General features: G+C 68.5%; 16 protein-coding genes, 2 tRNA genes and 1 pseudogene. 13 read left to right on the forward strand and 6 right to left on the reverse strand.

Translation table 11 applies throughout. The annotated features are described in order from the left end of the window. Positions 1–24: 24 nt before the first annotated feature. The 5 genes and pseudogenes from ACTFO6_RS10600 (at position 25) to rpoS (ending at position 3,677) form a co-directional block, all read left to right on the forward strand. Positions 25–101: transfer RNA gene (locus ACTFO6_RS10600), tRNA-Pro, on the forward strand. Between the two features lie 113 nt (positions 102–214). Beyond that, positions 215–952: pseudogene (gene surE / locus ACTFO6_RS10605) on the forward strand (5'/3'-nucleotidase SurE); the annotation flags it as partial. A 140-nt stretch (positions 953–1,092) separates the two neighbouring features. Then, the gene (locus tag ACTFO6_RS10610) at positions 1,093–1,752 is read left to right on the forward strand and encodes a protein-L-isoaspartate(D-aspartate) O-methyltransferase (protein ID WP_439934427.1); all 660 of its coding nucleotides are present in this window, start codon (positions 1,093–1,095) and stop codon (positions 1,750–1,752) included. A gap of 30 nt (positions 1,753–1,782) precedes the next feature. Next, entirely contained in the window at positions 1,783–2,742 is a 960-nt protein-coding gene (locus ACTFO6_RS10615; RefSeq protein ID WP_439934428.1) for a peptidoglycan DD-metalloendopeptidase family protein, read from the forward strand. Further along, positions 2,739–3,677, forward strand: a complete 939-nt coding sequence (gene rpoS / locus ACTFO6_RS10620; RefSeq protein WP_439934429.1) for an RNA polymerase sigma factor RpoS — start codon at positions 2,739–2,741, stop codon at positions 3,675–3,677. Before ACTFO6_RS10615 ends, rpoS begins: the two co-directional genes overlap by 4 nt. 3 nt (positions 3,678–3,680) lie before the next feature. On the opposite strand, the gene ACTFO6_RS10625 is transcribed toward rpoS, so the two are convergent. From ACTFO6_RS10625 to ACTFO6_RS10640, 4 genes are all read right to left on the reverse strand, one after another. Further along, a complete protein-coding gene (locus ACTFO6_RS10625) occupies positions 3,681–5,648 on the reverse strand; it encodes a transglutaminase TgpA family protein (protein ID WP_439934430.1) in 1,968 nt (655 codons plus the stop codon). Next, positions 5,645–6,559, reverse strand: coding sequence for a DUF58 domain-containing protein (locus ACTFO6_RS10630; protein ID WP_439934431.1), 915 nt, complete (start codon positions 6,557–6,559; stop codon positions 5,645–5,647). Before ACTFO6_RS10630 ends, ACTFO6_RS10625 begins: the two co-directional genes overlap by 4 nt. 137 nt (positions 6,560–6,696) lie before the next feature. Next, positions 6,697–7,617, reverse strand: coding sequence for an AAA family ATPase (locus ACTFO6_RS10635; protein WP_439934432.1), 921 nt, complete (start codon positions 7,615–7,617; stop codon positions 6,697–6,699). 10 nt (positions 7,618–7,627) lie between these two features. Then, entirely contained in the window at positions 7,628–10,321 is a 2,694-nt protein-coding gene (locus tag ACTFO6_RS10640) for a bifunctional acetate--CoA ligase family protein/GNAT family N-acetyltransferase (RefSeq protein WP_439934433.1), read from the reverse strand. 95 nt (positions 10,322–10,416) lie between these two features. On the opposite strand from ACTFO6_RS10640, the gene ACTFO6_RS10645 reads away from it, so the two are divergent. Beyond that, on the forward strand, positions 10,417–11,340 hold the full coding sequence (locus ACTFO6_RS10645; protein ID WP_439934434.1) for a histone deacetylase family protein: 924 nt from the start codon (positions 10,417–10,419) through the stop codon (positions 11,338–11,340). Positions 11,341–11,347: 7 nt separating this feature from the next. Beyond that, entirely contained in the window at positions 11,348–12,001 is a 654-nt protein-coding gene (gene yrfG, locus ACTFO6_RS10650; RefSeq protein WP_439934435.1) for a GMP/IMP nucleotidase, read from the forward strand. Positions 12,002–12,008: 7 nt separating this feature from the next. Here yrfG and ACTFO6_RS10655 read toward each other — a convergent pair whose 3' ends face one another. Beyond that, positions 12,009–12,380, reverse strand: coding sequence for an Mth938-like domain-containing protein (locus ACTFO6_RS10655; RefSeq protein ID WP_439934436.1), 372 nt, complete (start codon positions 12,378–12,380; stop codon positions 12,009–12,011). A 125-nt stretch (positions 12,381–12,505) separates the two neighbouring features. On the opposite strand from ACTFO6_RS10655, the gene alaC reads away from it, so the two are divergent. From alaC to ACTFO6_RS10685, 6 genes are all read left to right on the forward strand, one after another. Next, entirely contained in the window at positions 12,506–13,690 is a 1,185-nt protein-coding gene (alaC, locus tag ACTFO6_RS10660; RefSeq protein ID WP_439934437.1) for an alanine transaminase, read from the forward strand. Positions 13,691–13,740: 50 nt separating this feature from the next. Continuing rightward, positions 13,741–15,057, forward strand: coding sequence for a homoserine dehydrogenase (locus ACTFO6_RS10665; RefSeq protein WP_439934438.1), 1,317 nt, complete (start codon positions 13,741–13,743; stop codon positions 15,055–15,057). 94 nt (positions 15,058–15,151) lie between these two features. After that, the gene (thrC, locus tag ACTFO6_RS10670) at positions 15,152–16,564 is read left to right on the forward strand and encodes a threonine synthase (RefSeq protein WP_439934439.1); all 1,413 of its coding nucleotides are present in this window, start codon (positions 15,152–15,154) and stop codon (positions 16,562–16,564) included. A gap of 80 nt (positions 16,565–16,644) precedes the next feature. Then, a tRNA-Lys gene (locus ACTFO6_RS10675) sits at positions 16,645–16,720 on the forward strand. Between the two features lie 119 nt (positions 16,721–16,839). Continuing rightward, positions 16,840–17,016 carry a hypothetical protein gene (locus tag ACTFO6_RS10680; protein WP_439934440.1) on the forward strand — a complete coding sequence of 59 codons (177 nt, stop codon included), beginning with the start codon at positions 16,840–16,842 and terminating at the stop codon, positions 17,014–17,016. 76 nt (positions 17,017–17,092) lie between these two features. Next, positions 17,093–17,302 (forward strand): hypothetical protein, encoded by a 210-nt coding sequence (locus tag ACTFO6_RS10685; RefSeq protein WP_439934441.1) that lies wholly within the window; start codon positions 17,093–17,095, stop codon positions 17,300–17,302. Positions 17,303–17,428: 126 nt separating this feature from the next. On the opposite strand, the gene ACTFO6_RS10690 is transcribed toward ACTFO6_RS10685, so the two are convergent. Then, the gene (locus tag ACTFO6_RS10690) at positions 17,429–17,713 is read right to left on the reverse strand and encodes a hypothetical protein (RefSeq protein ID WP_439934442.1); all 285 of its coding nucleotides are present in this window, start codon (positions 17,711–17,713) and stop codon (positions 17,429–17,431) included. Positions 17,714–18,297: the final 584 nt, after the last annotated feature.

The following is an 18,297-nucleotide window of genomic DNA, read 5'->3' on the forward strand; positions in this document are numbered from 1 at the left end:
CTCTGCTATAATCCGTTGCGCGTTCGGGGCGTAGCGCAGCCTGGTAGCGTACCTGCATGGGGTGCAGGTGGTCGCTGGTTCAAATCCAGTCGCCCCGACCAGTTTTTCAGAAGGCGGAAGTCAGGGGCGCAAGCCGAAGAAAGCGTCGGACGCGCGGCATCGATCCAGGCGGTCGCAGGTCGTGTTCTAATTTCTGACTTCCGACTTCTGTCCCATGCGGATCCTACTGAGCAACGACGACGGCTATTTCTCTCCCGGTCTCGCCGCCCTCGCCGAAGCCCTCGCCAAAATCGCAAGAATCACGGTGGTCGCGCCGGAGCGCGACCGCAGCGGGGCGAGCAACTCCCTGACCTTGGATCGGCCGCTCACCGTGCGGCGCGCGGCCAACGGGTTCCTGTACGTGAACGGCACCCCCACCGACTGCGTGCACCTGGCCGTGACCGGGCTCCTTGACGAGATGCCAGAGATGGTGGTCTCGGGCATCAACCACGGGGCCAACATGGGCGACGACACCATCTATTCGGGCACGGTGGCGGCGGCCATGGAGGGCTACATGCTGGGCATCCCGTCGATCGCCGTGTCCCTGGTGTCCAACGGGGACAAGCATTTCGACACGGCGGCCCGGATCGTCGCCGACCTGATCGAGCGCCATCAGCGGGAGCCGTTTCCCGAGCCCGTGCTGCTCAACATCAACGTGCCGGATTTGCCCTTCGAACGGCTCGCCGGCATCCAGGTCACCCGCCTCGGCAAGCGGCACAAGGCGGAAGGGGTGGTGAAAAGCGTCAATCCCCGGGGGGAGACCGTGTTTTGGGTGGGCGCCGCGGGGGCCGCCCAGGACGCGGGCGAAGGCACCGATTTCCACGCCGTCGCCCGGGGGGCGGTGTCGCTCACCCCGCTGCAGGCGGATCTCACCCGCTTCACCCAGATGGAGGCGTGCCGTCAGTGGCTGAAGGCCTACGGGGAGCGCCTCCAGGGCCGAGAGGGGAGCACCGGCGACCCGCAGCATCAGACGCGTCCCCCGGCTCTCCAGGGCTCCGGCCGGGACCCGGAAGCCGTGGGCCAGGGCACGGCTTCGCGCCCGGGCAGGTTCGAATGACCTCCCGCTTCGACGGCATCGGCATGACCTCCATGCGCACCCGCGCCCGCATGGTGGAGCGCCTGCGCGAACGGGGCATTCGGGACGAGGAGCTGCTCGCCGTGATGGGCAGCCTCCCGCGGCACCTGTTCGTCGACGAGGCGCTGGCGAGCCGGGCCTACGAGGACATTGCCCTGCCCCTCGGCTTCGGTCAGACCATCTCCAGCCCCTACACCGTGGCCCGCATGACCGAGGCGCTGCGGGGCGGCCAGGTGCTGAAGAAGGTGCTGGAAGTGGGCACGGGTTGCGGCTACCAGACCGCGGTCCTGGCGCGCCTGGCGAAGGAAGTATATTCGGTGGAGCGTATCGGCGCGCTGCTCAAGCGCGCCCGCGCCGCGCTTCGCGACCTGCGCCTCTACAACGTGCGCTTGAAGCATGGGGACGGCCAGCAGGGCATCCCCGAGGCGGCGCCCTTCGACGGCATCATCGTCACCGCCGCCATGACCCACGTACCGCGCTCCCTCACGGAACAGTTAGAAGTCGGTGGTAGAATGGTCCTGCCCCTCGGCGCCCAGGAGCAAGTGTTGCACCTGATCGAGCGGACCGAAAGTGGGATCAGGGAAAGCGCTCTCGAGTCGGTGAAGTTTGTGCCGTTGATTCCTGGGGTGGTGAGCTGAGGGGGCTGTTCGGCACTCCGCGAATCCCGCATGCACCGGCATCGACGCCCGCTTCTCTTCGTATGGATCCTCCTGCTGGCGGGCTGCGCGCCCGTGCGCCAGGGGGCCCCGGTAGTCGACCGCACCCCGTCCGCTGCCCCGCAAGCCAAAACCGTCCCCGCCCCGTCCCGGGCGGATTCCCGCGGCGAAGTCTACGTGGTCAAGCGGGGCGATACCCTCTACAGCATTGCCCTGGAGCACGGGATGGACTACCGGGAGCTGGCGGCGATCAACGGCATCACCGACCCGGGGACGCTCCCGGTGGGGCGCGAGCTCAAGCTCAAGCGTCCGGCCCCGCCGGCGGCCCTCGCACCCGCCGCGAGCGAGCCGGGCGGAGTGGTCACCGCGCCCCTCGTCGTGCCTTCGGGCATCGAGGCGAAGCCCCTGGGCGATTCGGTCACCCTTAAGACCGAGCCGAAGGGCTACAAGCTCCCCTACTCGGCGGAGGCCCTCGCCCGGATGAAAAGCGGGACGCCGCTCGCCGCGGCGAAGCCCGAGTCGGCCACCCCGCCCAAGCCGGAGGCGAAACCCGACCCCAAGCCTGAGGCGAGGCCCGGGCCGGACCCGGAGGGGGACGGGGAGATAGATTGGGCCTGGCCCGTGACCGGCAAGCTCATTTCCCGCTTCTCCGAGGGGAGCAAGGGGATCGACATCGCCGGCCGGATGGGCCAGCCGGTGTACGCCAGCGCCCCTGGCAAGGTGGTCTATACCGGCAGCGGCTTGCGGGGCTATGGAAAGCTGGTCATCATCAAGCATAATAGTGCCTACCTGTCGGCCTATGCCCACAACCGGGAGATCCTGGTGAAAGAAGGGCAGAGCGTCGCCAAGGGCCAGCAGATCGCGGAGATGGGCAATACGGACGCCGACCAGGTAAAGCTGCACTTCGAGATTCGGCGCTACGGCAAACCGGTGGATCCCCTCAAGTATCTGCCGGCGGACAGGGCTTCATGAGCAACGACAGCTTTTCCCACGAAGAGGAGTCCCTGGAGCCGACCCCGGAGCCGCCTCTCGCTTCCGAAGAGACGTTGTATGAGCCGGAAGCGCTGACCGGCGACCTCCTTTCCGACGTCACCAAGCTTTATTTGAACGAGATCGGGCACAACGCCCTGCTCACCCCGGAGGAGGAGCTGCGCCTCGCCCGGCTCACCCGCCAGGGCGACTTCGCCGCGCGCCAGAAGATGATCGAGCACAACCTTCGGCTGGTGGTGAACATCGCCAAGCACTACGTCAATCGCGGGGTGGCGCTGATGGACCTGATCGAGGAGGGCAACCTGGGGCTCATGCACGCCCTGGAGAAATTCGATCCGGAGCGCGGCTTCCGCTTCTCCACCTACGCCACCTGGTGGATCCGCCAGAACATCGAACGGGCCATCATGAACCAGTCCCGCACCATCCGGCTTCCGGTGCACGTGATCAAGGAGCTGAACACCGTGCTGCGGGCCATGCGCCACCTGGAGGCCCATTCCGAGCGGGAGCCCACCGCCGAGGACGTGGCCCACCTGCTGGACCGGCCTGTGGAGGAGGTGCGCCGGGTACTATCCCTCAACGAGCGCACCGCCTCCCTGGACGCGCCTCTGGACATCGACCCCATGCTTTCCATCGGGGAGTCCATCCCCGACGAGGCCAACCCGACGCCCGATCTGTGGCTCGAACAAACCCAGCTCGAGCACTGCGTGCGCGACTGGCTGCAGCAACTTTCGGAAAAGCACCGCTGGGTGATCGAGCGCCGCTACGGCCTAAACGGCCACGAGGTGGCGACCCTGGAGCAACTGGCCGAGAGCCTGGGGCTCACCCGGGAGCGGGTGAGGCAGATCCAGGTGGAAGCCTTGCAGTCATTGCGGCGGTTGCTCCAGCGGCGCGGCATGTCCAAAGACCTGTTGCTTTAGCGCTCAGGCGCGAAAACTCCCCACCAGGATCCGCAGCCGCTTGAGTTGGCGCGGATCGCCCTCGGCCCCGTAGCGCAGGGCGATGTAGAGCTGGGAGATGGCCTGCACCTGGGCGGCCAGCTCGGGACGGGCCGCGGCGACCCGGTCCGCGTAGTCCCTGGGCCCTTCGCCCGGCCGCCGGGCGAGCCCCCGCCGGGCGAGCCGCCGGCAGAAGCGGCGATAGAGCCGCTGCGCCGGCTCCGGCCGCCGTTCCCCCATCCGCCACAGCAAGCCGGCGGCCAGCATTCCGATCAGCGCCCCCGTGCCGGCGAGAAGCAGGGCGGCCATGGAGCGCCAGTCGGGGCTCGCGAAGCCGATGCGGCTCAGGAGCTTCCGCTGGCGCTCCCCTCCGTAGCCCAGCACCCATTGGTTCCACCCGTTGGCCAGGGCGTCCCATGCCAGGCGCATCTGTCGCAGCCAGCCGCCGCCCGGGCGCATGAGCACGGGGAGCGGCTCCCCGGAGGCCGCGGCCAAGGCGAGCCCGCGCTCGACCCGCTCCGGGGCCACTGCCGCGGTGGGGTCCACCCGGGTCCAGCCCGAGGGCTCGAGCCACACTTCCGCCCAGGCGTGGGCGTCGGCCTGGCGTACGATCAGGTAGCCGCCCAGGGGGTTGAGCTCGCCCCCCTGGTAGCCGGTGACCACCCGGGCCGGGACGCCGGCGGCGCGCATGAGGAAGACGAAGCTCGAGGCGTAGTGCTCGCAGAAACCGCGCCGGGTATTGAACAGGAAATCGTCCACCGGCTCCGCGCCGAGGAGCGGCGGCCGCAGGGTGTAGAAGAAGCCCTCGGCGCGGAAAAACTGGAGCGCCCGCTGGACGATGGCCGCCGGATTTCCCAGCTCCCGTTTCCACGTCAGGGCGAGGGCCCGGGCCCGGGGATTGCCGCCGGAAGGCAGTTCCAGCGCCCTCTCGGCCGCCTCGCCGGAGAACCCCGGCTCCGCCCGGTAGCGCAGGTGAGAGGTTGCCGTGTAGCGGGTGCGGCTTCGCACCGGCGCCTGGGCGACCAATTGGTAGTCAGGCGTTAGCAAGGTTTTTTCCGGGCCGCGGCCGAGCAGGTCCAGGGCGAACAGCCAGCGCCGCTGATGGGGCTCCAGGGTCACCGTGTAGGTGACGCCCGCATCCAGGGGCTCCAGCGCCCCAGGCCCCGGCCCCGATGACAGGGACATGGACCAGACCCGGCCATCGAAGCGGGTGAGTACCGGCCCGCGCCAGTAGAGCCGGGAGGGCGGCGGCGCCTCCCCCTGGAAGTCCACCCGGAAGGCGACCGCGTCCGACAGGGACAGCCGGCTCAGATCGCCCGGCGCCATGGTGTCCGAGAGCCCGCTCACGCCCTCGGCGGCTTCGTGGGGAACGCCCCACAAGGGCTGGGGCAGGCGCGGGAAGAACAGGAACAGGATCGCCATCACGGGCAGCGCCTGGGCGAGGAGCGCCGCGGCGGTCCTGAAGGGAGTGCCCAGCCCGGGATCCCCCGCCCCGTGGGCGAAGGCGGCGAGGAGGGCGGTCAGGCTCAGGACCGGCGCGGCGGCGTAGACGGCCATGGGGATCGACTGGTCGTAAAGGAAGACCGTGATCACCAGGAAATAGCCGAGGAACGCGAGGAGCACCGCGTCCCGCACCGTGCGGGACTCCAGGAGCTTGAGGGCCACTAGGACGATGAACAAGGCAACTCCCCCTGAGGGACCGAAGAGGGTGCCGTAATGGAGCGCGGTGCCGGCTACCCCGGCGGCGGCGAAGGCGAAAAGCAACAGCCGGGGCGGCAGCGGGCCGCCGGTGAAAGCCAGGTACCAGCGCCACAAGCCCAGCATCAGCACGAAGGCGCACATCCACAGGGGCAGGCGCGGCAGATGGGGCGCCACGGCGAGCCCCAGGGTGAGGAGCAGCCAGGCGCTCTGGCGCTGGGTGGGGCGGGACTCCAGGGGAGACGCGGCGCTCATGGGCGGGGGGGCGGGTCGGGCCGCACGGGGTCCCCCAGACCGAATAGGGCCAGGGCTTTGAGACAGGCGCGGCGGTGCTCAGGGGTGAGGGCCGGGGGACGCGTTGCCCCCGGGAGCCGCAGCCCGTAGGGGATTCCCAGGACGTCGCACTCCAGCACCCAGCGGGCGAGGCGGGACAGCCGGGCCTCCGTGTCCAGGCCGGCGAGCCGCTCCCAGTCCAGCCACACTTCTTCCGCGGCGTTGCCGCTGAATTGCTTGGTGAGGGTGCCCCGCTCCTGGGCGGCGGCTTTCCAGGCGATGTGCCGGGGCGAATCGCCGGGGCGGTAGTCCCGCAGGCCAGCGAAATCCTCCCCGGCTCCCAGGAGGTCCCGTCCTCCTTCCATGGGGTGGAGGGCGGCGGGGGGCGGGAGCCGGATATCCTCGGGCCGGGGATAGACCAGGCACTGGAGCTTAAGCTCCACGGGTGCCCAGGCGCGGAACAACCCGAGGGGGTAGCGGGTGTGCACGGTCAAGCGCTGGAGCCGTAGCCAGCCCCGCCGGGTCGCCGTCATGGACACGGTCAGGGTGCGGGTCTGCCCCGGCGGGAGATCGCAGTGGACGGTGGGACTGCCGGGATGGGAGAGGGCGACGCTCAGGCGTGGTCTCGGCGAACGATTGGTGAGATCGATCCCGAAGGTGACCGCCTCGCCGGCGAACGCGGGAGCGGTCTTGCCGACGGACACCTCCAGGCCCGCCAGGGTGCGGAAGGCATGGAGGATGGAGACCATGCCCATCGCCCCCAGCAGGAAGGTCAAGGCGAAGCCCAGGCTCAACTGGTAATTGGTGGCGCCGATCAGCATGAGGAGGAGCATGCCGGCAAAGACGAGCCCCTGGCGCGTCGGCAGGATGAAGATGCGGCGCCGGGTCAGCACGACCCGAGCGCCGTCGCGGCCGCTGGATTCCGATCCTGGAAGATGCCCGGCGCGGCGGGCGGTTCCGCCCAGGCCCGCGCGGATCCTCGCCGTCCAGGGACCCGTTTCCCAGGCGTTCGCTGCCGGCGATCTCATGCTCACGGGATGGGCACTGCGGCGACGATGCGCCCGCTCAGATCGGTGCCGTCCTCGACCCCCAGGCGGTCGGCGGCGGGCCGCAGCCGATGCCCCACCACGCTCGGCAGCACCGCCTGGATGTCCTCCGGCAGGACTTCGCGCCGCTCGTCCATGAGCGCCCAGGCTCGGGCGGCGGCGAGCAGCGCTAGCCCCGCCCGGGGCGACAGGCCGGTGTGAAAAAGGGGCGAGCGGCGCGTGAACTCGATGATGGCCTGGAGGTAGTCCACCAGGGCATCGGAGGCGTGCACCCGGCGAACCTGGCGCTGCAGCGCCTCCAGCTCCCCGGCCTCCATGCAGGGCGTGAGCTCCGCCAGCAGCGCGCGGCGCTCGATCCCCTTGAGCAGCCCGCGCTCGGCCTGGGGGTCCGGGTAGCCCAGATGGATGCGCATCAGGAAGCGGTCCAGTTGGGATTCGGGCAAGGGAAAGGTCCCCACCTGGTGGGACGGATTCTGGGTGGCGATGACGAAGAAGGGACGGGGCAGGGCCCGGCTCTCCCCTTCGATGGTCACCTGGTGCTCCTCCATCGCCTCCAGCAGGGCGCTCTGGGTCTTGGGGGTGGCCCGGTTCACCTCGTCGGCCAGGATCACCTGGCTGAAGATGGGTCCGGGGTGGAACTTGAAGGCGCCCGTGTCCCGCTCGTAGATGGACACCCCCACGATGTCCGCCGGCAGCAGGTCGGCGGTGAACTGGATGCGCCGGAACTCGAGCCCCAGGGACTTGGCCAGCACGTGGGCCAGGGTGGTCTTGCCCACCCCCGGCAGGTCTTCGATGAGCAGATGCCCGCGGGCGAGGAGGCAGGCGAGGGCCAGCCGGATCTGCCGTTCCTTGCCCAGGATGACGGTACCCGCCTGTTGGACCACCCGCTCGACGGCGCTTGCCATGTCGTGATCCTCAGAGGGCCTTGCGGACCCGCTTGAGGCTGGGGTCTTCGGGGTGGTTTTCGATGGCGAAGCCGAGCTTTTCCATCAGCCTCAACATGTTGGCGTTGCCGGCGAGCACGTCGCCCACCATGGCCTTGAGGCCGTTCGCCCGGGCCACTTCCATGAGGGAATGCATGAGCTTGGTGCCAATCCCGCGTCCCTGCCAGGCGTCGGCCACCACCAGGGCGAATTCGCACGTCTCTCCGTCGGGGTTGGTGACGTAGCGGGCGGCGCCCAGTTCCATTTCCCGCTCGCCCTCGGCCAGCACGGCGATGAGGGCCATCTCCCGGTCGTAGTCGATCTGGGTGAGGCGGGCCACGGTCCGGGGGGAGAGCTCCTGCACCGTGCTGATGAAGCGGAAATAGCGGGATTCTTCCGACAGGTTGCGCACGAACGCCTGCAGGAGCTCCGCGTCCTCTGGGCGGATGGGCCGGATGGTGATCTCGGTGCCGTCGGCGAGATTCCAGCGCTGGATCAGATGCACCGGGTAGGGGCAGATGGCCATGTGGGCGTAGCGCGTCCCTGGGCCGGGGGTAGCGTGGTCCACGGTCACCCGGGCGTCCACGGCGATGGCCCCTTCTTCGTCCACGATGAGGGGATTGATGTCCATCTCTCGGATCCAGGGCAGCTCGCTCGCCATCTCCGAGACCCGCAGGAGCACCGTGACGAGGGCGTCCATGTGGATCGCGGGCAGGTTGCGGAAAGGCCCGAGCATGCGGGCCACCCGGGTGCGCTCGATCAGGTCCTTCGCGAGGAGCGCATTGAGGGGCGGCAGGCTCACCGTCCGATCCCCCATGACTTCGGCCACGATGCCCCCGGCGGCGAAGGTGATGACCGGGCCGAACACGGGGTCGGTGGCGATCCCCACCATCAGCTCGCGCCCGTTGGGCTTCACCGTCATGGGCTGGAGGGTTACGCCATCGATGCGGGCTTCGGGCAGGCGGGCCGCGACGCTCCCCATGATCTCGTTGAACGCCGAGCGCAGTTGCTGCACGGTGGCGATATTGAGCTTCACCCCACCCACGTCGCTCTTGTGGGGGATGTCCGGGGAATTGATTTTCATCGCCAGGGGAAAGCCCATCTGCTCGGCCACCACGATCGCCTCGGGAAGGGAGCGCGCCACCACGGTGCGGGCGACCGGGATGCGGAACGCCGCCAGCAGGGACTTGGACTCCATCTCCGAGAGCACCTTGCGCTTCTCCGCCAGCGCGTGCTCGATCACCATGCGCGCCCCCTCGGCATCCGGCCGGTCGACCCGGGACGTGGAATAGGGGACCTGCACCAGCAATTGCTGGTTGCGGTAATGGGTGGCGATGTGGGAGAAGGCCTCCACGGCGGGCTCCGGGGTGCGGAACACGGGGAGCCGGGCATGGGACAGGATCCGCCGCCCTTCCTCCACGTCCTCGCCTCCCATCCAGCAGCCCACCACCGGTTTCCTGAAATCCCGGGCGGTCTCCGCCACGGCTTCGGCCACCCGGGCTGCGCGGGTGTTGACATGGGGCGTGAGGATCACCAGCACGCCGTCGATGCCCGCGTCCTCGAGGCAGGCGCGCACGGCGCCGCGGTAATGCTCCTCGGTCGCCTCCCCCGTGAGGTCCAGGGGGTTGCCCCGGGACCAGCCGGCGGGGAGGGCTGCGGCGAGGCGCTCCAGGGTGGCGGGCGCGAGGGCGGGGACATCGATGCCGATGCCTGCCGCCCAGTCGGCGGCGATGACCCCGGCGCCCCCTCCGTTGGTGACGATAGCGAGCCGGTTGCCGGTGGGCCGGTAGCGGGCGCTCAGGCACTTGGCGGCGGAAAAGAGCTGGCTGAAGGTCTTCACCCGCACCGCTCCGGCCCGGCGCAGGACGGCGTCGAACACGTCGTCGGACCCCACCAGGGCCCCCGAATGGGTGAGGGCGGCCTGGTAGGCGGCGGGACACCGGCCGGTCTTCACCACGATCACCGGCTTGGCCCGGGCCGCCATGCGCAGCGCGCTCACGAACCGTCGCGGGGCGAACACCCCCTCCAGGTACAGCAGGATGCTTTCGGTGGCCACGTCCCAGGCCAGGTAGTCCAGTATCTCGCCGAAGCCCACGTCGGCGCCGTCGCCTACGGTGACGACGCTGGAGAAGCCCACTCCGTCCGCCTGGGCCCAGTCCAGGATGGCGTTGGTGAGAGCCCCGGACTGGGAGACGAGGGCGATGGTGCCGGGAAGCGCCCGGAAACGGCTGTAGGTGAGGTTGATGCGGGCCGCGGGCCGCTGGATGCCTGGGCACGCGGGTCCCAGGATGCGTACTCCGCCCGAGCGCGCCGCCGCCAGGGTCTGCCGCAGCAGGCGCGGCCCCTGGGGATAGGCGGGAGACAGCCCGTCGCTGACGATCAACGCGGCGCGGATCCCTTTGCGGGCGCAGGCGGCGACGATCTCCGGGATCGCCGCCGCCGGGGCGGCGACGACTGCCAGGTCCACGCTGGCGCTCACTTCGTCCAGGGAGCCGAAACACGGGCGCCCGAGCACCTGGGCGTGCTTCGGATTGACCGGATAGACGGCGCCTTCGAACTGTTCCGCGAGCAGGTTCTCCATCAGCACCCGGCCCGCCGTTCCGGGGCGCTCGCTTGCCCCCACGATGGCCACCGACCGGGGAGCGAAGAGGGGCGTGAGATAGTGCCTTTCGGTGGAGACCGTCACGGATGCACCGTCATGGACAGGACCTGGGGGCCGCCGTAAGATGTTTGCAACAGAAGCGCCGGCGCACGCCAGGCCAGCAAATGGAGGAGGCTCGATTGAGCACGGTGCTCATCACCCATCCCGACTGCGCGCTGCACGACATGGGCTCCTATCACCCGGAATGCCCCGCCCGGATCCGGGCCATCGAGGATCAGCTCATCGCTTCCGGGTTGATGAACTGCCTGAGGCACGAGGAGGCTCCGCTGGCGACCCGGGAGCAACTGGAGCGGGTCCACGCCCCCGAATACCTCGATACGCTGCAAGCGGCGGCCCCCAAGCAGGGGCTGGTGCACCTCGACCCGGACACCGCCATGAATCCCCACAGCCTGAAGGCGGCGTTACGCGCTGCAGGTGCCGCCATTCTAGCAACCGACCTGGTGATCGGCAAAAAGGCGGACACGGCCTTCTGCAACGTGCGGCCGCCCGGCCATCATGCCGAGTGCGCCCGAGCGATGGGGTTCTGCTTCTTCAACAACGTGGCGGTGGGCGCCGCCCACGCCCTGGAGCACCACGGGCTCGAGCGGGTCGCCATCGTGGACTTCGACGTGCACCACGGCAACGGCACCGAGGACATCTTCCGCGACGACCCGCGGGTCATGATGGTGTCCACTTTCCAGCATCCCTTTTATCCCTACAGCGGGGTGGAGGGACGCTCGGAGCGGATGGTGAACATCCCGCTGCCGGCCTACAGCAACGGCGCCAAGTTCCGCGCCGTCGTCACCGAGCACTGGCTGCCGGCGCTGGAGCGCTTCAAGCCCCAGATGGTATTCGTTTCCGCCGGCTTCGACGCCCACCGGGACGACGACATGGCCTCCCTCATGCTAGTGGAGTCCGACTACGCCTGGGTCACGGAGCGCATCAAGGAAATCGCCGACCGCTACGCGGAAGGGCGCATCGTCTCGGTACTGGAGGGGGGCTACGACCTGCACGCCCTGGGGCGCAGCGCCGCGGCCCACCTCAAGGTGCTGGCGGAGCTTTGACGCCGCCATGATCGCCTGGAACGCGGTGGACACGGTTCTGCTGGACATGGACGGGACCCTGCTGGACCTCAATTTCGACAACCACTTCTGGCTCGCCCACGTGCCCCGCCGCTACGCCGAGAAGCACGGCTTGAGCTTCGAGCGGGCGCGGGAGGAGCTCGTCGAGCGCTACCGCCGCAAGGCCGGCACCCTGGACTGGTATTGCATGGACTACTGGACCCGGGAGCTGGGCCTGGACATCGCCCGGCTCAAGGAGGAGGTGGAGCACCTGATCGCGGTCCATCCCCACGTGGTGCCGTTCTTGATGGAGGTGCGACTGCGGGGCAAGCGGGCGGTGCTGGTCACCAACGCCCATCAAAAGAGCCTGGAATTGAAGCTCAAGCGCACCGGGCTCGAGCGCTATCTGGACGGGCTCGTCTGCTCCCATGGGCTCGGGCTGCCCAAGGAAGCCCCGGGTTTCTGGGGGCGGATGCAGGCGCTCGAGCCCTTCGATCCGGGACGCACCGTCCTGGTGGACGACAGCCTACCCGTGCTGCGCTCGGCGCGGGCCTTCGGCATCCGCTACCTCGTCGCGGTGCGCCGGCCCGACTCCGCGGCCCGGGAGGCGGCCGTCACGGAATTCGATTCCGTGGCGAGCTTCGCCGAATTGCTGCCGGGGTAAGGGACGCTCAGCCCAGGATCAGGGCTGCCACCACTTTGCGATCCTCGGCCATGAGGATGTTGTAGGTGCGGCAGGCGGCGTAGGTGTCCATGATCTCGTAGCCGATGCCGGCCTGAACCAGCGGCTCCAACAGGCTGGGATCGGGAAAGCGCAGCCGCTCCCCTGTGCCGAGCAGCACGATCTCCACGTCGAGGCCGGCGAGAAACTGGAAGTGTTCCCGGGCGAGAGCCGGGAAGGCGGGGACGTCCCAGTTCTCGATGAGGCGCTCGGGAAGGATCACCAGGCTTCTGTCGTAGCGCCGGCGGTTAACCATCACGTGGTCGCGCCCGTAGCCGGTGACCACGTTCTTGTCCGCCACCTGGGCGAGATGCAGTTTCATGGCGGTCGTTGCAGGGGACTTTACTCCTCGGTAGCATTATAAACTTTTTGTCCGGCCGGGCCCTGGCTTGGCTTATTGATACGGTAAAGGGTTGACGAGCCGCTTACCGCTTTTGACCCGCGACCATGGAAGAGTTTCCGCGCATCAAGCGCCTGCCCCCGTACGTGTTCAACATTACCGGGGAGCTCAAGCTCGCCGCGCGCCGGCGCGGGGAGGACATCGTCGACTTCGGCATGGGCAACCCCGACGGGCCGACCCCCAAGCACATCGTAGACAAGCTGGTGGAGGCGGCCCAGCGGCCGGATACCCACCGCTATTCGGTGTCCAAGGGCATTCCCCGGCTGCGGCGGGCCATCTGCACCTGGTACCAGCGTCGCTACGGGGTCGAGCTGGACCCGGATGCGGAGGCGATCGTCACCATCGGCTCCAAGGAGGGCATCGCCCACCTGGCACTCGCCACCCTGGACCGAGGCGACGCGGTCCTGGTGCCCAATCCCAGCTACCCGATCCACATCTACGGCCCGGTCATCTCGGGCGCAGACATCCGCCACGTTCCCATGGTGCCGGGGGTGGATTTCTTCGAGGAGCTGGAAAAGGCGATCAAGGACTCCTACCCTAAGCCCAAGTTCCTGATCTGCTGCTTTCCCAGCAATCCCACCACCCACTGCGTGGAGCTTTCCTTCTTCGAGCGGCTGGTGGCCCTCGCCCGGGAGCACGACATCTACGTGGTACACGATCTCGCCTACGCCGACATCGTGTTCGACGGCTACCGGGCGCCTTCCATCATGCAGGTGCCGGGCGCCCGGGACGTGGCCGTGGAGTTCTTCACCCTGTCCAAGAGCTACAACATGGCCGGCTGGCGGGTGGGCTTCATGGTGGGGAACAAAGACCTGGTGGCGGCCCTTGCCCGGATCAAGAGCTACCACGATTACGGCACCTTCACCCCGATCCAGGTGGCGGCCATCGTCGCCCTGGAGGGGCCCCAGGAGTGCGTGGAGCAGATCCGCCAGGGGTACCAGAAGCGCCGGGATGTGCTGTGCCAGGGCCTGCACTCCGCCGGCTGGAGGGTGAGCGTCCCCAAGGCCACCATGTACGTCTGGGCCAAGATCCCCGACGCCTACCGGGGGCTGGGTTCCCTGGAGTTCGCGAAAAAGCTGCTCCGAGACGCCAAGGTGGCCGTGTCCCCGGGAGTGGGCTTCGGCGAGTACGGCGACGATCACGTGCGCTTCGCGCTGATCGAAAACGAGCCCCGCATCCGCCAGGCGATCCGGGGGATCAAGGAGATGTTCCGCAAGGACGGGCTGCTGTGAGCGGGACCGGCCGCCCGCGGCGCATCGGAGCGTAGAGAGCGAAGCGAGAAATGAAACCGATCAGGGTGGGACTCCTGGGCATGGGGACCGTGGGCGGCGGCACGTTCCGCGTGCTCAAGCGCAACAAAGCGGAGATTACCCGCCGGGCCGGCCGGGAGATCGTCATCACCACGGTGGCGGACCGCAACGCACAGAAAACCCAGGCCATCGCGGGGGAGGGTATGCGGGTGACCGCCGACCCCTTCGAGGTGGTGAGAGATCCCCATATCGACATCGTGGTGGAGCTGATCGGCGGCACCACGGTGGCGCGGGAGCTGGTGATGGCCGCCATCGAGAACAAGAAGCATGTGGTCACGGCCAACAAGGCGTTGCTCGCGCTCCACGGCAACGAGATCTTCGCCGCCGCCCAGGAAATGGGCGTCATGGTGGCCTTCGAGGCCGCGGTGGCGGGGGGCGTGCCCATCATCAAGTCCCTGCGGGAGGGACTGACCGCCAACCATATCGAGTGGATCGCCGGCATCATCAACGGCACGAGCAACTTCATCCTGTCCGAGATGCGGGACCGGGGCGCGAGCTTCGAGGAGGTGCTGAAGGAGGCCCAGGCGCGGGGCTACGCCGAGGCGGACCCCACCTTCGACATCGAGGGGATCGACGCCGCCCACAAGCTCACCATCATGTCCGCCATCGCCTTCGGCATTCCGATGCAGTTCGACAAGTGCTACACCGAGGGCATCTCCCGGCTCACCCGGGAGGACATTCGCTACGCGGAAGCCTTCGGCTATCGCATCAAGCTGCTCGGCATCACCCGCCGGCGCCCCGAGGGAGTGGAGTTGCGGGTGCACCCCACCCTGGTGCCAGCACGCCAGTTGATCGCCAACGTGGAGGGGGTGATGAACGCCATCCTGGTGAAGGGGGACGTGGTGGGACCGACCCTGTACTACGGCGCCGGTGCGGGCGCCGAGCCCACCGCCTCGGCGGTGGTGGCGGATCTCGTGGACGTGACCCGGCTGCACACGGTGGATCCCAACAACCGGGTGCCCCACCTGGCCTTCCAGCCCGACGCGGTGCAGGACATCCCCATCCTGCCCATGGACCAGGTGGAGACCTGCTACTACCTGCGGCTGCGGGCCCTGGACCGCCCCGGGGTGCTGGCCGACGTGACCCGGGTCCTGGCGGACCTGGAGATTTCCATCGACGCCATCCTGCAGCGGGAGCCGGCGGAAGGGGAGGATCAGGCGGACATCATCATCCTCACCCACAAGACCCTCGAGGCGCGCATGAACGCCGCCATCGGCAAGATCGAGGCGCTGCCCACCCTCATCGGCCCGGCGACCCGCATCCGGCTGGAAATGCTGAACCGGCACTGACGAGCAAAACACCGATGGGTTCGAGCTCGAAGCCATTTCGATCGGCCCGGGGCGCTAGGCGGCGCGCTTGCCCGCTGAAGGCGGAGTCCTGAGCATGCGCTACGTGAGCACCCGAGGCGGCATGGCGCCCCAGTCCTTCCGCCGGATCCTGCTGGGGGGACTCGCCCCCGACGGCGGCCTGGTGGTGCCGGAAGCCTATCCGCGCCTGAGCGGCGCCGAGCTCGCCGCCCTGCGCGGCCGCCCTTATCCGGAGCTGGCCTTCGAGATCATCCGTCTCTTCGTCGACGACATCCCGCCGGCGGACCTGAAGAAGCTGATCCAGCGCACTTACACCAAGGAGGTGTTCCGCAGCGACGACATCACGCCGGTGAAGACCCTGGAGCCGGGGCTCCACCTGCTGGGGCTGTCCAACGGGCCCACCCTGGCCTTCAAGGACGTGGCGATGCAGCTCCTCGGCCATCTGTTCGAGTACGTGCTGGAGCGGGAGGGGACGGAGATCAACATCCTGGGGGCCACCTCCGGCGACACCGGCTCGGCGGCGGAATACGCCATGCGGGGCAAGCGGGGGATACGGGTGTTCATGCTCTCCCCCTACGGGAAGATGAGCCCGTTCCAGACCGCCCAGATGTATTCCCTGCTGGACCCCAACATCTTCAACCTGGCGATCCGCGGCGTGTTCGACGACTGCCAGGACATCGTGAAGCGGGTGAATGCGGACGCCGAATTCAAGGCCCGCTACCGGATCGGCGCGGTCAACTCCATCAACTGGGCCCGGGTGGTCGCCCAGGTGGTGTATTACTTCAAGGGCTACTTCGCCGTCACTCGCGGCGACGACGAGCAGGTTTCCTTCGCCGTTCCCACCGGCAACTTCGGCAACATCTTCGCCGGGCACATCGCCCGCATGATGGGGCTTCCCGTCCGGCGGTTGATTCTCGCCACCAACGAGAACGACGTGCTGGACGAGTTCTTCCGGACCGGCCGTTACCGGGTTCGCAAGAGCGCCGAGGTGGTGCACACCTCCAGCCCCTCCATGGACATCTCCAAGGCGTCCAACTTCGAGCGCTTCATCCACGACGTGGTGGGACGCGATGCCGCGGTGACGGCGCGGTTGTGGCGGGCCGTGGAGCGGGAGGGCGGCTTCGAGCTCGCCGGGACTCCCTATTGGCGGGAGGTGGAGCGCTACGGCTTCGCGTCGGGCTCCAGCACCCACGCGGACCGGCTCGCCACCATCCGCCGGATCTACCGCGATTACGCAGTCATGATCGACACCCACACCGCCGACGGGCTCAAGGTGGGACTGGAGCACCGGGAGCCGGACGTGCCGCTGGTCTGCCTCGAGACCGCCCTGCCTGCCAAGTTCGCCGAGACGATCCGCGAGGCGCTGGGCCGCGACCCGGAAATCCCCCCGGGCTACGAGGACCTGGAGAAACGCCCCCAGCGCTACGAGCTCATGGATACGGACGCCGAGGCGGTCAAGCGGTTCATCGCCGCCCACGCCGCCGGCTGAATAGGAGGCGGAAGTGCCCGCTGCCGCACTCGTTGACAGAGGGGCGGGACGGGCAAATAATGTCCTGAGTTTTTTCTCCCGGGCCGTTAGCTCAGCTGGTAGAGCAGTGGACTCTTAATCCAACGGTCGGGGGTTCGAATCCCTCACGGCCCACCACCGCAATCCCCTCGTGGTGGGCCAGTATCCCAAGTGCCGCCCCGTCGTCGACGGTCAACGCGCGAAGGCAAGCCAGCAAAGCTCGTGTGAGTCCTCCTTGGTTGCGGCAAGAGGCGGTCGTGTCCCGCGTGATGGATGCTCGCAAGTGTCCCTACTGCGGCGGTCCCCTGGAGCGCATTCGGCGCCGTCCCGTCGATCGCCTGCTCAGCCTCCTCTATCCCGTCCGCCGTTACCGCTGCTTAAACCCGGCGTGCCGCTGGGAGGGGCTGCTGTGCCGCCGGCGGGGAGAACCGTGATATCCGGCCTCCGGGCGTCTGTGGCATGCTGATGGATGCCGGGGGATCGAGGCGCCCCGAAGCGAGGAGGGCAGAGATGGAAACGTTGCTGCTGTGGGTCGGACGCCTGGCCGGGCTGGCGGGCGTGCTGGTGTGCGCCGTGGCCGTGGCGGTCAGGCTGAGCGGCGCCTACTGGCTCGCCGGCTTCCAGGCGGGCACCTTGCTGCTGGCGGGGATGGCGGCGATGCTGATGGGGTGCCTGAGTCTCCTGATGCTCCTGACTTCCCGGGTGAGCGCCCGGGACTGACCGGCGTCGTTTTCGGGCCGGGCCGCGAGCGCCGGCTTTGTGGCTCGGCGCAGGGACAGGATGGTTTGCCTGGAAGCGGGAGGAAAGCCCTCGAAAGGCGAGAGGCTTGCCGCCCTCACCGCACTTTCACTGGCTTCTCGCGTCCCCGCGGTGGGACAAGCGCAATCCCTCCAGCACCGTCACGAGGATTTCGGTTCCGTTGGTTACCAGCGCAACTTGCGCCTCGTCGAGTTCCGCGGGCGGGATGGCGGGTTCCTTGAGGGGCAGGGGCCCATAGCGGTGCTGGTAGCACGCCAGGTTGAGGGCGAGCAGCCTGGCGGCTTCGGCCAGCTCATCCCGGCTCGCTTGGGACACGAGGCGCCGGGCGAGCCCGTCGAGCTGCAACAAGGCGGCGAGGTCTGGCATTGCCATCTCCTATCCTTTGGCCCGTGTCCCCCACGGGATGCTTTATTTGACTTGTTCCAGGGCCTTTCGGCGCCGCGAGGCTCTCGCGGACAAAGGTCGCCGCGCCCGCTTCTCGCCAAGCAATTCCCGGACCGGCTTGGCTGGATCGCCCGAACGACAGGCACATAGCGCGCTTTCCGCGAAGCCCTGGCCGGGTTTCGGCGCCTTCATGTAAACGCCGGCGACGGACTCCGATCAGCGCTCGGCACGCGCCCATACGATAAAACGAATCGACGGCTGGCGCGCCGCCCCTTGCACTTCTTAACGATCTCCACCGTCCCTGGATCAAGGTCCGGGACGCAGCGCCTTACGCCTGGGCGTGGCGCCGTTTGCTTCCCGAAACCGCTCCCCTTGCTCCGGGCAACGAGGCGGTCTTGGCGCCCGCCAGGGCATAAAAAACGGGCGGTTTCCCGCCCGTCCGGATTGGCCGGCCTCAGGCTGCGGCCCGCAACGGCATCTCGGCGCAGAAAGGCCCGTCGCCGATCATCCGGGTCTCCTCGGTCCAGGGCAGCCCCTTCGCTTCCGGGTGGACCCGCCGGACCTCTGCCTCG

The organism is Pelomicrobium sp. G1, from assembly GCF_051905455.1.
GTDB lineage: Bacteria > Pseudomonadota > Gammaproteobacteria > Burkholderiales > UBA6910 > Pelomicrobium.

Coding starts and splice junctions, on each gene's coding strand:
- ACTFO6_RS10610 (WP_439934427.1), top strand. CDS start 1,093: ATGACCTCCCGCTTCGACGGCATCGGCATGACCTCCATGCGCACCCGC.
- ACTFO6_RS10615 (WP_439934428.1), top strand. CDS start 1,783: ATGCACCGGCATCGACGCCCGCTTCTCTTCGTATGGATCCTCCTGCTG.
- rpoS (WP_439934429.1), top strand. CDS start 2,739: ATGAGCAACGACAGCTTTTCCCACGAAGAGGAGTCCCTGGAGCCGACC.
- ACTFO6_RS10625 (WP_439934430.1), bottom strand. CDS start 5,648: ATGAGCGCCGCGTCTCCCCTGGAGTCCCGCCCCACCCAGCGCCAGAGC.
- ACTFO6_RS10635 (WP_439934432.1), bottom strand. CDS start 7,617: ATGGCAAGCGCCGTCGAGCGGGTGGTCCAACAGGCGGGTACCGTCATC.
- yrfG (WP_439934435.1), top strand. CDS start 11,348: ATGATCGCCTGGAACGCGGTGGACACGGTTCTGCTGGACATGGACGGG.
- ACTFO6_RS10655 (WP_439934436.1), bottom strand. CDS start 12,380: ATGAAACTGCATCTCGCCCAGGTGGCGGACAAGAACGTGGTCACCGGC.
- alaC (WP_439934437.1), top strand. CDS start 12,506: ATGGAAGAGTTTCCGCGCATCAAGCGCCTGCCCCCGTACGTGTTCAAC.
- ACTFO6_RS10665 (WP_439934438.1), top strand. CDS start 13,741: ATGAAACCGATCAGGGTGGGACTCCTGGGCATGGGGACCGTGGGCGGC.
- thrC (WP_439934439.1), top strand. CDS start 15,152: ATGCGCTACGTGAGCACCCGAGGCGGCATGGCGCCCCAGTCCTTCCGC.
- ACTFO6_RS10685 (WP_439934441.1), top strand. CDS start 17,093: ATGGAAACGTTGCTGCTGTGGGTCGGACGCCTGGCCGGGCTGGCGGGC.
- ACTFO6_RS10690 (WP_439934442.1), bottom strand. CDS start 17,713: ATGGCAATGCCAGACCTCGCCGCCTTGTTGCAGCTCGACGGGCTCGCC.